12 protein-coding genes are annotated in these 16,498 nt (G+C 35.3%); 9 read left to right on the top strand and 3 right to left on the bottom strand.

Translation table 11 applies throughout. The features are described from left to right. The first annotated feature begins 35 nt into the window (after window positions 1-35). Window positions 36-1,145, top strand: coding sequence for an ABC transporter permease (locus tag MRBLBA3_RS12310; RefSeq protein ID WP_212090053.1), 1,110 nt, complete (start codon window positions 36-38; stop codon window positions 1,143-1,145). Between the two features lies 1 nt (window position 1,146). Continuing rightward, entirely contained in the window at window positions 1,147-2,292 is a 1,146-nt protein-coding gene (locus MRBLBA3_RS12315; protein WP_212090055.1) for an ABC transporter permease, read from the top strand. A gap of 45 nt (window positions 2,293-2,337) precedes the next feature. On the opposite strand, the gene MRBLBA3_RS12320 is transcribed toward MRBLBA3_RS12315, so the two are convergent. Next, window positions 2,338-3,276, bottom strand: coding sequence for an esterase/lipase family protein (locus MRBLBA3_RS12320; RefSeq protein WP_328022977.1), 939 nt, complete (start codon window positions 3,274-3,276; stop codon window positions 2,338-2,340). A gap of 119 nt (window positions 3,277-3,395) precedes the next feature. Between MRBLBA3_RS12320 and cls the strand changes: the two genes are divergently transcribed. Continuing rightward, on the top strand, window positions 3,396-4,607 hold the full coding sequence (gene cls, locus MRBLBA3_RS12325; protein ID WP_363381452.1) for a cardiolipin synthase: 1,212 nt from the start codon (window positions 3,396-3,398) through the stop codon (window positions 4,605-4,607). A gap of 49 nt (window positions 4,608-4,656) precedes the next feature. Here cls and pyrH read toward each other — a convergent pair whose 3' ends face one another. Further along, window positions 4,657-5,400 (bottom strand): UMP kinase, encoded by a 744-nt coding sequence (gene pyrH, locus MRBLBA3_RS12330; protein WP_000806132.1) that lies wholly within the window; start codon window positions 5,398-5,400, stop codon window positions 4,657-4,659. A 378-nt stretch (window positions 5,401-5,778) separates the two neighbouring features. On the opposite strand from pyrH, the gene MRBLBA3_RS12335 reads away from it, so the two are divergent. The 6 genes from MRBLBA3_RS12335 (at window position 5,779) to MRBLBA3_RS12360 (ending at window position 15,912) form a co-directional block, all read left to right on the top strand. After that, window positions 5,779-7,050, top strand: a complete 1,272-nt coding sequence (locus tag MRBLBA3_RS12335) for a cation:dicarboxylate symporter family transporter (RefSeq protein WP_000713279.1) — start codon at window positions 5,779-5,781, stop codon at window positions 7,048-7,050. A 24-nt stretch (window positions 7,051-7,074) separates the two neighbouring features. Then, entirely contained in the window at window positions 7,075-8,514 is a 1,440-nt protein-coding gene (gene aspA, locus MRBLBA3_RS12340) for an aspartate ammonia-lyase (protein WP_000224172.1), read from the top strand. Window positions 8,515-8,588: 74 nt separating this feature from the next. Next, window positions 8,589-10,301 (top strand): oxaloacetate-decarboxylating malate dehydrogenase, encoded by a 1,713-nt coding sequence (malS, locus tag MRBLBA3_RS12345; protein WP_363381455.1) that lies wholly within the window; start codon window positions 8,589-8,591, stop codon window positions 10,299-10,301. A 64-nt stretch (window positions 10,302-10,365) separates the two neighbouring features. Next, window positions 10,366-11,664 carry an ATP-binding protein gene (locus tag MRBLBA3_RS12350; protein ID WP_363381457.1) on the top strand — a complete coding sequence of 433 codons (1,299 nt, stop codon included), beginning with the start codon at window positions 10,366-10,368 and terminating at the stop codon, window positions 11,662-11,664. 2 nt (window positions 11,665-11,666) lie between these two features. Then, window positions 11,667-12,599 (top strand): response regulator, encoded by a 933-nt coding sequence (locus MRBLBA3_RS12355; protein ID WP_363381459.1) that lies wholly within the window; start codon window positions 11,667-11,669, stop codon window positions 12,597-12,599. Between the two features lie 118 nt (window positions 12,600-12,717). After that, window positions 12,718-15,912, top strand: a complete 3,195-nt coding sequence (locus tag MRBLBA3_RS12360) for an SNF2 helicase associated domain-containing protein (protein ID WP_363381461.1) — start codon at window positions 12,718-12,720, stop codon at window positions 15,910-15,912. A gap of 151 nt (window positions 15,913-16,063) precedes the next feature. On the opposite strand, the gene MRBLBA3_RS12365 is transcribed toward MRBLBA3_RS12360, so the two are convergent. Beyond that, window positions 16,064-16,195 carry a DUF3934 family protein gene (locus tag MRBLBA3_RS12365; RefSeq protein WP_000047589.1) on the bottom strand — a complete coding sequence of 44 codons (132 nt, stop codon included), beginning with the start codon at window positions 16,193-16,195 and terminating at the stop codon, window positions 16,064-16,066. Window positions 16,196-16,498: the final 303 nt, after the last annotated feature.

Consider the following 16,498-nt stretch of genomic DNA (forward strand, 5'->3'; position numbering starts at 1 on the left):
GGTAAATGAAGAAAAGGTAAAGGGAGGTTCATCAATTGAACATCTTCAATATTGCAGTTATGCATATTAAAAGAGATTTCAGGGACGTAAGAACTTTAGTTTTTATGTTAGCATTTCCGATTGTACTTATGCTTGTGTTAGGAACAGCGTTAACGAATGCATTTGATAGCGATAGTCAAGCGATTAAAGATATACAAGTGCTCTACAAAGATGAAGCGAGTAGCACATTTTCTCAATCGTTCGAAGCATTTACGAAAGAAGTCGATAAATCGGGTATTCATTTTAAAAAAGCTTCCGGCAGTATAGATGGGAAAGAAGAAGTGAAGCAAAATAAATATGCTGCTTATGTAGAATTAAATAAAGATGGTGCAAAATTTTACGGAAGTGACAAAAGTAGTATTGAGGGAAGTATTGTGGAAGGTATGCTTACAACATTTGTTGATAAGTATAATGTAGCGGTCGAAGTTGCAAAAATAGATCCTAGTAAGGTGAGCACAGTTATTTCAAACGGAAATCATAATGATTATATAAAAGAAACATCTTTACAAGCTGCACAAAAACCAGGTTCTATGGATTACTATGCGGTTGTAATGACAACGATGATTGCACTATATGCTGCGATGGGAGCGAGTTCTTTAATTCGAGGAGAACGAATACGTAAAACAGGAGATCGCCTCATTGCTGCACCTATAAGTAAGGCTGAAATATTCATTGGAAAAGTACTTGGTAGCCTAGTAGCAAATGCTCTGTGCATATTACTCGTCATGTTATTTAGTAAATTTGTTTTTCAAGCGAATTGGGGCGACCATCTTGGAATCATATTTCTTATTTTATTAACACAAATCTTCCTAGCAATTAGCTTCGGTTTAGGAATCGGATATATTACAAAAACACCGGAATCATCTAGAGCGATTATTATGGTTATTGTGCAATTAGCATCTATTTTTGGTGGTGCATATTTCGTAATAGAAGAAAATTTCGTTACGAATTTATCACCATTAACGTGGGCAAACACAGCTATTATGAAAATTATTTATGCAAATGATGTAGGAGCAGCACTGCCGGTAATATCTTTAAATCTTGGCATTTCGGCACTCTTTTTATTAATTGCAATTATTGCATTACGTAGACGGGAGGGGCTATAGTATGAAAGATATTTTATGGCTCATACAAAAAACGTTATCTGTACTTTTGAAAAATAAAAAAGGGTTATTCATTATTATTAGTTTGCCGATAATCGGAACACTAATCTCCTTCTCAATGTATGGGAATGTGGGGCAAGGGACGTTAAATATCGGGGTTATAAATAAAGAAAATCAATCTATAGCAAATGATACGGTGAAATTTTTAGAAGGATTAAATCATGTAAAGGTAAGTGAAATTAAAGAATCTGAAGTAGAAGATAAACTCACTTCCAAAAAACTTGATGGAGTTATTACATTAGATTCTGGTTTTTCAAAAAGTGTTCGAGAAGGGAAACCAGCTCATATTGAAATTTCATCGATTAAAGGTGATCAAGTAACAGGATTTATAAAATCATATATATACAACTATATTGATAATGTAGCAGCTATTAGTAAAGTGGCAGGAACAGATCAAAGTGCATTTGATAGTATGTACGCAGGATATCAAAAAGGTTCATTTAAAATGAAAACGGAGACGCTAGAAGATACTTCGAAAAATAAAGATATGACAAACCAAACGATGGGTTATCTTATTATGTTTATGCTATTTTCAGCAGCGAACTTATCAGGTTATATTTTAAAAGAAAAAGAAAATAGAACGTATTTTAGACTCTTATCAACGCCGATAGATGGGAAGAAATTCATATTATCTAATGTCGGGGTAAATATGATGCTATTAACAGTACAAATTCTGATTACAATCTTATTCCTAACGAATGTTTTTCATACAAATATCAATATGCCTTTCATAGTGATGATTGGTGTACTCATGCTATTTGCTTTAATAGCGATTGGAATATCGTTAGTCCTTGTCGCTTTTTCGAAAAACTCAGCATCAGCAAATGCACTGCAAAATATGATTATTGTACCGACATGTTTACTGGCTGGATGTTATTTTCCGTATGACATTATGCCAAAAGCGGTACAAAAAGTAGCTGATTTTCTTCCGCAGAGATGGCTATTAGACACAGTATCAAAACTACAACAAGGAATTCCAATTTCAGATTTGTATTTAAATATTTTAATCTTAGTCGCCTTTGCGGTAGCATTCTTCTTAATTGCTATTTATAAGTTTGGAAGAAATAATGATGCGAGGAATTTTGTTTAATGAAAAAAGGTGTGGCGTAATGCCACGCCTTTTTTTGTTCGTAATTTAGAGTGTCTTTTGTAATATAGGGATACTTTTATAGAGCACTTCATTATGTGAACCATGCACAACATATTTATTGCCATCTAAAAGAAAAACGCTATGTACAACAGCGTTACCGTCACCATGCTTTGTTAGTATATCACCGACGACTTTTCCATCTGCCCATTCTAGTTTGAAATGTGAAGGGACGACTTGTAAATATTGAATTGTTTCCACTCCATCTCCTGCAATGAGTGTAGTTTCAATATTTCTTTTCTCTATAATAAATCTATTTTCATTTAATGTATCGAGGAAAGGGTTTTTCGTTTTCATCTTGTTATAAGGAAGAAATGTAATAGAAGAGCTAGATCTTATAAATAAATAATTTCCGTAATCTTTACAAGGAATAACATCTTGTAATCCTGGAAAGTAAAGGTGTATCGCTTCAACTTTATTGATTTTATAAATGGTGCTTAAGTAGTGAATGTATTGTTCCATATAAAAATGAACGATATTTATTTTAGAAGATGCATGTACTGGGAGACCACCTCCAGTCCAATAACTATAATTTGGGGGAGATCCAGTGTTTGGTGTACAGAGTATAATAAGTTGCTCCACATCATTTTCATATTCTTCACTTTGAACGTAAGAACGTGCAAGAAGCCCGCCCATACTATGACAAACTAAATTTAGTTTGTCGCAACCTGTAAAAATTTTAACATAGGCAATTGTTTTTAATAAATATTTTTGAGTGGAAAAAGCAATACGCTGACGCCAGTCATAAAAACAGATAAACAAGTTTTTATTTCGTTCATAGCCGATACTTTCTAACATCATAATGAATGGTTCATAAATAAACGAAGAAAGCCCAAAGTTCCAATTACCGGTACCAGGAATAATAATATTACTCATTGAACCGAAAAGACCTGGGATAAAAATAATAGGAGTTTTTGCTCTTTTCATAGTCTGCTCTCCTTTAAGTTTTTAACATCCGACAAAAAGTAAGAAATACATTTTGTATGAAAACATACTTTAATGAAACACTACGAAATAGTAAGTAATATGAGCGGAAGGAAATCAAAATGATTAAAAAGATATTGCGAGTTACTTCTATTATTATTGCTATTTTCGTTTTTATTTTAATTTGGATGCATATCGATGTTACTTTAGGTAGGAAAATGGAAGCCGGGAAAAATATGCCGACAGAGTATGCACCTCATTATAGTGACTTTCAATTATATGTAGAAGGGAAGTCGTTTTATAAACAATTATTTACTGATATAAGAGAAGCGAAGCAATCTATTTACACGTATTTTTTTATTTTGTCGGATGATAAAAGTAGCCATACCTTTTTAAACTTATTAAAAGAGAAGGCGAAAGAAGGAGTAAATGTCTATTTATCGGTTGATCGCATTAATGATTTATCATTTGAAAGAAAGATGAAAAATGAATTGCGGGAAAGTGGTGTACATTTTACATATAGTAGAAAACCTGAATTGCCATTCGGATTTTATTCACTTCACCATCGTAATCATCGGCGTATTACGACGATGGATGGGGAGATTGGATATACAGGTGGTTTTAATATAGGAGATGAGTACTTAGGGAAAGATAAGCGATTTGGATATTGGCGTGACTATCATGTAAGGATAAGAGGAGAAGGAGCAAAAGATTTAGAGGAACAATTTGCTTTAGATTGGAAGCGAGATACGAAAGAAGATATAAAGAGAAGTACGAATAAAGCCAGTAAAGGGAACACATTACATACGATGACTAGTTACAATGGGCACCACGTCGCTGAAAAGTATATAGAGTTAATCAAACAAGCGAAACATTCAATCGTAATTACAACGCCTTATTTTATAGCGAAGAATAAAGAGTTAATGAATGCTTTAATTGCGGCGCAAAAACGTGGTGTTACAGTGAAAATACTTTGGTCATATAAACCGGATATACCTCTTATTAAAGAGGCGGCATATCCTTACATCCGTCAAACTGTTAAAAACGGGATTACTGTGTATGGTTATAAAAAAGGGATGTTTCATGGAAAGTTAATGCTTATTGATAATGAATTAACTGTTATCGGTACAACGAACATAACTGCACGTAGCTTTTATATTAATGATGAGATGAATTTGTATATTCATGGTGGACCTATCATAGCACAAGTGAATGAGGCGTTAACGCAAGACATTGGTGATTCGAAAGAGATGACAGAAACATTTTTTGACAACTTATCTTTCTGGGAGCGTTGTAAAGAGAAAGTAGTTGGATGGGTTGATTTTTATTTGTGATGATTAACGAAGGGTGTCTATAAAAGGCACCCTTCGTTAATGGAAAATACTATTTTTCATGCACAAGCATCGAAACATCATCATTAATCAATGTCCCAACATGTTCACCTAAACAAATTCTTTTCATAACGCCAGGCTCATCAAAGTTAAAGACGTGTGCCGGTAAATTATAATCTCGAGCAAGCAATAAAGCCGCTTGATCCATTACTTGTATGTTTTGCCTAACAACATCGTTATAGTTCAGTTTTCGATACATTTTCGCTGATTTATTATGTTTCGGATCACTTGTAAAGACGCCGTCGACTCCTTGTTTTGCGACTAAAATGGCGTCGCTATTCATTTCAATGGCTCTTTGTACACTTGGATAGTCTGTTGTAACGAATGGTTGCCCGTTACCACCACCGAATATGACGACATAACCGTTATCTAAATGATGTACTGCACGTAAGCGAATATAAGGTTCAGCTACTGCATTAAAAGGGATGGAAGTCATAACGCGTACTTCTCTATCTGTTTTACTTGTTAAAACGCCGCGAAGCATTAAGCTGTTAATAATCGTACCTAGCGTACCGATATTATCAGCTTCTACACGATCAATTCCCCATTCTTCAGCTAGATGACCTCTGAAAATGTTACCGCCGCCGATGACAATGGATACTTCGATGTCTAGATCAATAATGGATATTATTTCGTTTGCGATATGTTCTAACCGTTTGGAGTTAAAGCTATTTCCTGATTGATCAGCAAGCGCGCCACCGCTTAGTTTAATTAAGACGCGTTTATATGGTTTCATAACAATTCCCCCTATATAAATGGCAATAAAAAAGGAACAAAGGCGAATGCCCTTGTTCCTTACTGAGAAAATGAAAAAGAAAAGAAGAAGATAGGCTGAATTTCTGTACATAATTTTTCATACCATCCACTCCTTTTCATTTCGATTTATTGTAAGTGTATATCTTTTCGATTATACAAAACAATCTGATTACTTATCAAGTATATTTTATCGCTTTTTAACAAAATGGTGTCAATGAAAAATTGAAGAAAAATATTTGAATTTTTTGTGACGAACTTGTAGGTTTTTGTATGATTTTGTAGGTTCGCCTATATGATGTGTGAGTAAGCTTTTATAAATACTAAATGAAAGCGTTCGCATAAAAGGGGATGAACATAAATGAAAAAATTCGGATTGGCAACACAAATTTTTGTCGCACTTGTTTTAGGGATTGTAGTAGGGGCAATCTTTTATGGCAATAAAACGGCGATTTCTTATATCACACCAGTTGGGGATATATTTATTCATTTAATTAAGATGATTGTAGTGCCGATTGTTATTTCAGCATTAATTGTTGCGGTAGCTGGTGTAGGAGATATGAAAAAGCTTGGGAAACTAGGCGGGAAAACAATTCTTTATTTCGAAATTATTACGACAATTGCTATTTTAATGGGATTAATTGCAGCGAATATATTCCAGCCAGGTACTGGCGTTGATATGAATAATTTGCAGCAAAGTGATATTTCTTCTTATAAACAAACAGCAGATGCAACAGAGAAGAAAGGTTTTGCTGAAACGATTGTTCACATTGTACCGAAAAACGTATTTGAATCTATCGCACAAGGTGATTTATTACCGATTATATTCTTCTCAGTACTATTCGGTTTAGGAGTTGCGGCAATTGGAGAAAAAGGAAAGCCTGTCTTTAACTTTTTCGAAGGTGTACTCGAAGCGATGTTTTGGGTCACAAATCAAGTTATGAAATTTGCACCATTTGGTGTATTCGCATTAATTGCTGTTACGGTTGCAAAATTTGGTGTAGCCACACTACTTCCTTTAGGAAAACTAGTGCTAGCTGTATACGTAACTGTTATACTATTCGTTGTGATTGTATTAGGTATTAATGCGCGAATGGTTGGAGTAAACATTTTTACATTAATGAAAATTTTAAAAGAAGAACTTATTCTTTCATTTACGACAGCAAGTTCAGAAGCTGTTTTACCTAATATAATGAGAAAAATGGAAGAGTTCGGTTGTCCAAAGGCAGTTGCCTCTTTCGTAATTCCGACAGGTTATACATTTAACTTGACTGGGTCAGCTATTTATCAAGCGTTAGCGGCATTATTTGTTGCACAAATGTACGGTGTACACATGTCACTGACGGAGCAAATAACGTTATTATTCGTTCTCATGTTAACATCCAAAGGTATGGCGGGAGTTCCAGGTGCATCATTCGTTGTTGTATTAGCGACGTTAGGATCAATGGGCTTACCGTTAGAAGGTATCGCATTAATTGCGGGAATTGACCGTATTTTAGATATGATTCGCTCAGCTGTCAATGTATTAGGAAATGCATTAGCTGCCATTGTTATGTCGAAGTGGGAAGGCGAATTCGACAATGAGAAAGCAAAACAATATGTAGAAACAGTCAACCAAACAAAAGCAGCATAAGAAATCGTTAAGGAGTGAAAAGTCATGGCAACATTAACTGAAGTTAAAAATGGAGTACGAATTGAAAAAGATTTTTTAGGTGAAAAAGAAGTGCCAAATTATGCGTACTACGGCGTACAAACTATGCGTGCAGTAGAAAACTTCCCAATTACAGGATACAAAATTCATGAAGGCTTAATTAAAGCGTTCGCAATTGTTAAAAAAGCAGCAGCACTTGCTAATACAGATGTAGGAAGATTGGAATTGAAAAAAGGTGGTGCTATCGCAGAAGCATCACAAGAAATCCTTGATGGAAAATGGCATGATCATTTCATCGTTGATCCAATTCAAGGCGGTGCAGGAACTTCAATGAACATGAACGCAAATGAAGTCATTGCCAATCGCGCTCTTGAATTATTAGGAATGGAAAAGGGAGACTATCATTATATTAGTCCAAACAGTCATGTAAATATGGCACAATCAACAAACGATGCATTCCCAACAGCGATTCATATTGCAACATTAAATGCATTAGAAGGCTTATTACAAACGATGGGTTATATGCATGATGTATTTGAATTAAAAGCAGAACAGTTCGACCATGTTATTAAAATGGGTCGTACGCATTTACAAGATGCTGTGCCGATTCGTCTTGGACAAGAATTCAAAGCGTACTCTCGTGTACTTGAACGTGATATGAAACGAATTCAGCAATCACGTCAACATTTATATGAAGTAAACATGGGAGCAACTGCAGTAGGAACAGGCTTAAATGCAGATCCAGAATATATTGAAGCAGTTGTAAAACATTTAGCTACAATTAGTGAACTACCACTTGTTGGTGCAGAAGATTTAGTAGATGCGACGCAAAATACTGATGCGTATACTGAAGTGTCAGCGGCATTAAAAGTATGTATGATGAATATGTCTAAAATTGCGAACGACCTTCGTTTAATGGCATCAGGTCCACGCGTTGGATTAGCGGAAATTATGCTACCAGCTCGTCAACCAGGTTCATCTATTATGCCAGGTAAAGTAAACCCTGTTATGCCAGAAGTAATTAATCAAATTGCGTTCCAAGTAATTGGTAACGACCATACAATTTGTCTTGCTTCAGAAGCAGGACAATTAGAATTAAATGTTATGGAACCAGTACTTGTTTTCAACTTACTTCAATCTATTAGCATTATGAATAACGGTTTCCGTGCCTTTACAGATAATTGCTTAAAAGGAATTGAAGCGAATGAAGATCGCTTAAAAGAGTATGTTGAGAAGAGTGTAGGAATTATTACAGCCGTGAACCCTCATATCGGCTATGAAGCAGCAGCTCGCGTTGCGAAAGAAGCAATTGCGACAGGGCAATCCGTTCGAGAACTATGTGTGAAAAATGGTGTATTGTCACAAGAAGAATTAGAGTTAATTCTAGATCCATTCGAAATGACACACCCAGGGATTGCAGGAGCAACTCTTTTAAAGAAAAATTAAAAGAAGAGGGGGACAATCCCCTCTTTTTTGTTTACAATATAGAAATGCTATATATGAATAGAGGTAGGGATGTTATGAGTAAGTTTACAGTGGCTTCTAATGGTTCATTAGAAACGACATTAAGAGGAGTAGAAGTATTATCAACACCACTTTTAAATAAAGGGGTAGCTTTCACGCAAGAAGAAAGAGAAGAATTAGGTTTAAAAGGGTTATTACCGCCAGCAGTTTTAACGCTAGATGAACAAGCACGTAGAGCGTATGAGCAATTCTGTTCTCAGCCGGATGATTTATTAAAGAATGTATACTTAACAGCGTTACATGATCGAAATGAAGTGTTATTTTATCGTATTTTAACAAATCATTTACGTGAAATGTTACCAATCGTATATACACCTACTGTTGGTGTAGCAATTCAAAGATATAGCCATGAATATCGTAAACCACGCGGTGTTTATTTATCAGTTAATGATCCTTCAGGTATTGAAGAAGCATTTGCAAATATCGGTGCAACAGCTGAGAATATTGATTTAGTTGTTGTAACAGATGGAGAAGGTATATTAGGAATTGGTGACTGGGGTGTTGGTGGTATTAACATCGCGATCGGAAAGTTAGCTGTATATACGGCCGCAGTTGGAATCGATCCTAGTCGTGTGTTACCAGTAATTTTAGATGTAGGTACAAATCGTGAGGAACTATTAAATAATCCATTTTATATTGGAAATCGTCATCCACGTGTAACTGGTGAAGCTTACGATGAATTTATTGATACATTTGTACAAGCAGTAGGCAATAAGTTCCCGAAAGCGCTTTTACATTGGGAAGACTTCAGTTCTCGAAATGCACGAAAAATTTTAGATAAATATCGTCATGACGTTTGTACATTTAATGATGATATTCAAGGTACAGGTGCAGTTTCACTTGCTGCAGTATTATCGGCAGTGAAAGCTTCTGGTGTACCATTAAGTGAACACCGTGTAGTTGTGTTTGGTGCTGGTACAGCTGGAATCGGTATCGCAGACCAAGTAAGAGATGCAATGGTCCGCGTCGGCTTATCAGACGAAGAATCTCATAATCGTTTCTGGTGTATCGACCGTAACGGGTTAGTTACAGATAATATGGAAGATCTTCTTGATTTCCAAATTCCGTATGCAAGAAAAGAAGCTGAAGTAAGTGAGTGGAAACAAAATGGTGTGATCGGACTTGCTGAAGTTGTGAAACATGTAAAACCGACAATTTTAATCGGTACATCTACTGTTGCCGGCGCATTTAAAGAGGAAATTATTAAAGAAATGGCTTCTCATGTAGAGAGACCAATTATATTACCAATGTCGAATCCCACGCCACTTGCTGAAGCGAAACCAGCAGATTTAATCGAGTGGACAGAAGGAAGAGCGTTAGTTGCAACAGGAAGTCCATTTGAACCAGTTACATATAACGGTGTAACGTATGTGATTGGGCAGTCAAATAACGCACTTATTTTCCCGGGACTAGGTCTTGGTACAATTGTTGTTCGTGCAAGCGTCATGACTGATGGTATGTTCGCAGCAGCTGCTGAAGCAGTTGCAAGTATGGTAGATGCAAGTCAGCCAGGAGCACCTATCTTACCAGAAGTTGAAGAGTTACGTAATATCTCGGAAATGGTTGCAATTGAAGTAGCGAAAGTTGCAGTTGCAGAAGGTGTTGCTAGGGAGAAATTAAGTGATAACGATATCAAGATTGCAGTGAAAGAAGCAATATGGGAACCGGAGTATCGCCAAATAAAAGCGGTAGAAAAGGTTAGAATATAGGAATAAAGCCCGTTTATAATTATAAGCGGGCTTTCACTTTTACTATTGAAAAAAAGCATAGGAAGTGACACCTTTGAATTGGAATCAATTATGGAAGAAAGATATGTATCTTATAATTATATTAATGGTTGTTGTTCCGATTGCTGGAGAGCTGAATTTTCATCCTTTCAACGATACGTTTCGCGTTAGCTTCGGGACACCGCTTTTCTTCTTTTTATTACTATTTTTAAGAAGAATACCAGCAGCTGCTGCAGGTATTCTTGTTGGTATATCTGTGGTCTTATTCCGTGTGTGTCTCGATTGGGTATTGCAAGGGTCATTTCATATGACAGAATCATTTTATTTGCGCTATCCCGTTTTCTTTTATTATTTTATTTATGGAAGTCTTTTTTCGATTTGTAGGGTGAATAAATTCCATCAGAAGCCAATTGTTATAGGATGCCTTGGAATTACAATTGAAATTATCGCTAGTATGTCAGAACTTGCGTTTTATCATATGTTAGTGCTCGGGACAACAATAACCGTTTCTGAAGTGAATAAACTAATCATTATTGCTATTTTTCGTAGTTTCTTTGCGCTTGGTTTTTTAAATATGATGAATTTATATGAAACGAAGTTAAAAGAATCACAAGTTCGAAAAGAAAATGAGAAAATGTTGATGCACCTTTCTAATTTATATGTAGAGTCTGTTCATTTGAAAAAAACGTTGCAAAATGCGGAGTTAATTACACAAGAAGCGTATCAATTATATCGGGATTTACAAGCGAACGATGATTCGAATGGTAAAACAGCATTAAAAATAGCGGGAGAAGTGCACGAAATAAAAAAGGATAATCAAAGGATTTTTGCTGGACTATCTAAACTATTATTAGATAAAAATGTAGCTGAGTATGTAGAAGGACATGAGCTTGCAGAAATGATTGTGAGAATAAATGAGAAGTACGCTGACATGTTAGAAAAAGATATACGTTTTTCTAAACATATAGAAGGTGAGCATGCAGAATATCATGTGTATACAGTCTTATCCATTTTTAATAATTTAGTTGCAAATGCGGTTGAAGCAATTGAGAATAGTGGCGCTATTATTATTAAGTTATATAAACTTGATAAACGTATATTTTTTGAAGTAATTGACGATGGGCCTGGTATTGCGCAAAAATATAAAAAACTAGTATTTAAGCCAGGATTTACTTCGAAGTATGATCAAACAGGAACACCATCTACAGGAATTGGGCTTTCTTACATAAACGAAATGGTAACTGAGCTCGGAGGAGAAGTGAGATTGGAAGATGGGGAAATTGGTGAAGGTTGTAAGTTCGTCGTTTGTTTACCGGAGTGCAGTTTAAAGCGGGGAGGGGAATAAAGTTGTTTTATTATATTGTAGATGATGATGAAGTTTTCCGCTCCATGCTTTCACAAATTATTGAAGATGGCGATCTTGGGGAAGTAATTGGAGAATCGGAAGACGGAGCTTTTATTGAAGCAGATCAACTAAATTTTAAAAAAGTAGATATTTTATTTATTGATTTATTAATGCCAATGCGAGACGGCATTGAAACAGTTCGCCATATCGCATCCTCTTTTACTGGGAAAATTATTATGATTTCTCAAGTTGAATCGAAGCAGCTTATAGGTGAGGCCTATACACTTGGTGTGGAATATTATATTGCAAAACCATTAAATAAAATTGAGGTTATATCTGTTGTACGGAAAGTGATGGAACGTATTCGTTTAGAGCGCTCTATATATGATATTCAAAAATCATTGAATAACGTTTTCAAGTGGGAACAGCCGCAAGTTCGAAATGAGCCAATGCAAGAAGGGAAAAAAATAACGGATTCAGGACGCTATTTATTATCAGAACTCGGTATCGCGGGAGAGAATGGAAGTAAAGATTTACTTAGTATGTTGGAATATTTATATGGGCAAGAAAAAGAGCAAACGTTTGAATTTGGATTTCCTGCGCTAAAAGATATCTTTCATCATATAACTATAAGAAAATTAGAGAATATAGCTTCAGATGCAGATATAGATAAGGAGAGAAAAGCATCTGAACAAAGGGTACGTAGAGCGATTTATCAATCGTTAAATCACTTAGCTTCTCTTGGATTAACAGACTTTTCAAATCCAAAATTTGAAAGTTATGCTCCGAAATTTTTTGATTTCACTGTAGTTAGAAAACGGATGACAGAAATGACAAAGGAAGAAGTAGCAACTTCTGGACATACGCGAATTAATACGAAAAAATTTATTCAAGTGTTGTATTTTGAGGCGAAACGGTTGATGGAGATAGAGTGAAAAAAGGTGCTTATATACGAGCATCTTTTTTTATTAAATCTACATTTTATATTTTCTCGTAGAGCATGTAAAATGTTAGTTAAGAGAAACTGGTTTTAAATTAAGGAAGTGTCAAAAAATGAGTTTTGTATTAAACAAATCGATTATTAAAGAAGTATGCGGAGAGACCTCATATAAAAGAGGCGAAGCTTATTATAAATCAAATAAAGTAATAATAAATCATTATGATGAAAATAAAGAAATTTGCGAGGCGACGGTAAAAGGGAACGAAGATTTTCATGTTACAGTAGAAAAAGCTAAAAAAGGTGATGTTGTTGCGAAATGTAGTTGTCCTTTGTTAGCGTCTTTTCAAACATACTGTCAACATGTTGCGGCAGTATTGATACAAATAAATTATAATCAGCAAACCGGTGGAATGGTGCCTATTAGTAGCGGAAATGAACAATTAACAAGCGGGATGTTTCAGTTGTTTGCAGACAAACCACTGCGGCCAAAAAGTAAACAACACCGCTTTGATACACGTGAATTACTTCATGTTGAATTTATTTGTACACCAGTAGTTACGAAAAAGGGCGGGGCACTTCTAGGAATTCAGTTGAAACTTGCCAAAACGTATTTCGTAAATCATATTAGAGAATTTCTTTCTAATGTGGAGAAAAGAGAACCTTTTAATTGTTCCAATGAATTTACATACACACCAGATGTACATAGCTTTAGGCAAGAAACGGATGCGATTATTCAGCAACTTATTAAAATGTATCATAACGAAAAAATGTATGAAGATACACTGGAAGTACATGCGAAACAAGATGATAGCATGATTTTAATACCGCCAGCTTCGTGGATGGATATGCTTTCTTTCCTTTCTAAAGCTGAGTTTGTCAGACTTAATCAAGATGGACAATCTTTTCACGGTTTACAAATTTCAAAAGGACTACTTCCTTTACATTTTGAGTTTAATAAAGGGAGTAACGGTGGGTTTACACTTTATATTGACGGCTTACAACAAGTAGACGTAATGGATACGTATAGTTATGCTCTATTTGGAGGGAAACTGTATCAGTTGAACGCTGAGGATTGCAAGCGGCTTATCGAATTACAAAAAATGATGAATCGTTCTAGTAGTAACCAATTGTATATTCCAGCAGATAAGATGGAGCACTTTGTAGCAAAAGTTGTACCAGGGTTAATGAAGCTAGGAACTGTGCGAATAGATGAGGTAGTATCAGATCGTGTTGAAACACCCGCATTAAAAGCGAAATTATATTTAGATCGAGTGAAAAACCGCTTATTAGCAGGTCTTGAATTTCACTATGGAAACGTCCTGATTAATCCGTTAGAAGAGGATGGACAGCCGTCTGTTTTTAATCGTGATGAGAAAAAGGAAAAAGAGATTTTAGACATTATGCGTGAAAGTGCCTTTGCGAAAACGGAAGGCGGTTATTTTATGCATAATGAAGAAGCTGAGTATAATTTTTTATATCATGTTGTTCCAACGTTAAAAGGTTTAGTTGATATTTATGCGACGACAGCAATCAAATTACGTATTCATAAAGGAGACACCGCTCCTCTTATAAGGGTTAGAAGGAAAGAGAGAATTGATTGGTTATCATTTCGCTTTGATATAAAAGGTATTCCAGAGGCAGAAATTAAAGGGGTATTAGTTGCTCTTGAGGAGAAGCGAAAATATTATCGTTTAGCAAGTGGTTCCCTACTATCACTTGAAAGTAAAGAGTTTAATGACATTAATCAGTTTATAAAAGAATCTAGTATTCGAAAAGAGTTTTTAAAGGGAGAAGAAATAGACGTCCCTCTTATTCGTAGTGTGAAATGGATGAATTCACTACAAGAAGGAAATGTTTTAAGTTTAGATGAGTCTGTTCAAGAGTTAGTAGAAAATATTCAAAATCCGAAAAAATTAAAGTTTGCTGTGCCAAATACGTTAAATGCAGAAATGAGAGATTATCAAGTATACGGATTTCAGTGGATGAAAACACTCGCACATTACCGTTTTGGGGGTATTTTAGCAGACGATATGGGACTAGGAAAAACGTTGCAAAGCATCGCTTTTATAGATTCTGTTTTGCCGGAAATTCGAGAGAAGAAACTGCCTATATTAGTTGTTTCTCCATCTTCCCTTGTTTACAACTGGCTTAGCGAGTTGAAAAAATTTGCTCCACATATTAGAGCGGTTATTGCCGATGGAAATCAAGAAGAGCGCCGAAAAATTGTAAAAGATATAACGAAATTTGATGTTGTCATTACGTCATACCCTTTACTAAGAAGAGATATAAGGTTATATGCAATACCATTCCATACGTTATTTCTTGATGAAGCACAAGCGTTTAAAAATCACACGACGCAAACTGCAAAGGCAGTAAAAACGATTCAAGCAGAGTACCGTTTTGGATTAACGGGAACACCTGTAGAGAATTCATTGGAAGAGCTATGGTCTATTTTCCATGTCGTCTTTCCAGAATTATTACCAGGAAGAAGAGAGTTTGGTGATTTAAGACGTGAAGATATTGCGAAGCGGGTAAAACCATTCGTGTTGAGAAGGTTAAAGGAAGATGTATTACAGGAGCTACCAGAAAAAATTGAGCACATACAATCATCAGAACTTTTACCAGATCAAAAGAGGCTTTACGCAGCTTATTTAGCGAAGTTAAGAGAAGAAACGTTAAAACATTTGGATAAAGATACGTTACGTAAAAATAAAATTAGAATATTAGCTGGTTTAACGAGGTTAAGGCAAATTTGTAATCATCCTGCATTGTTTGTTGATGACTATAAAGGGAGTTCAGCTAAATTTGAGCAGCTGCTAGAAATTTTGGAGGAATGCAGAAGTACAGGGAAGAGAATTCTTATATTTTCTCAATTTACGAAGATGCTTTCGATAATCGGACGGGAATTAAACCGTCAAGCCATTCCATACTTTTATTTAGACGGGAGTACACCTTCGCAAGAGCGTGTAGAGCTATGCAATCGGTTTAACGAGGGGGAAGGAGATTTATTCCTGATTTCTTTAAAGGCTGGTGGTACAGGACTAAATTTAACAGGTGCAGATACAGTTATATTGTACGACTTATGGTGGAATCCAGCTGTTGAACAACAAGCAGCGGATAGAGCGTATCGAATGGGACAAAAAAATACTGTGCAAGTGATTAAGTTAGTAGCACATGGAACAATTGAAGAAAAAATGCACGAGTTACAAGAGAGTAAGAAAAATTTAATCGCTGAAATTATTGAACCAGGAGAAGAGAAATTATCCTCTATTACGGAAGAAGAAATTCGAGATATTCTTATGATTTAATATGGAAAAAGCTATGCTTTCAAATTTATGAGAGCATAGCTTTTTTGTTGTAATAATTATATTTTGTTTTGTAAAAAGTAAAGAGATAAAGTGAAACTTTAATTAGTGGGAGTCCTACTGCCCGTTAATGCGGGATAAGACACTATTTATTTTATTTCTTTGTACCTTTACTTTTGTATGGTTTTGCAGCTTTCTTTTTCGCACTTGATTGCCAACGGTTCCATCCTTTACTTCCTGTACCTTGTCCTACACCTTTTTTCGGTTTTGCTTTCGTTTTACTCATATGATCACTCCGTAATATAAAAAATCTTATTTGATAATAGCCAATGTTTTAGAAAAATACTATCGATAAATGACTATGTTTGCTTTAAGTAAAAACAAACTGCTTGAATGCTATAGTATACCATGAAATTGCGAGTAAACTGAAAGGAATTATAAAGAAAATGAAAATAATAAGAAATACTGCGGATTCCATATTTCGAACAATCACACTACTTGTTGTATATATGTTAGTTTCAATTAGTGAAACATTTTTTGGATTGAAGAGACAAAGGAAATAAAAATGTTATATTAAGAACAGTCGGTA

It is taken from the genome of Bacillus sp. LBA3-1-1.1 (assembly GCF_040676495.1).
In the GTDB taxonomy this organism is placed as follows: domain Bacteria; phylum Bacillota; class Bacilli; order Bacillales; family Bacillaceae_G; genus Bacillus_A; species Bacillus_A nitratireducens.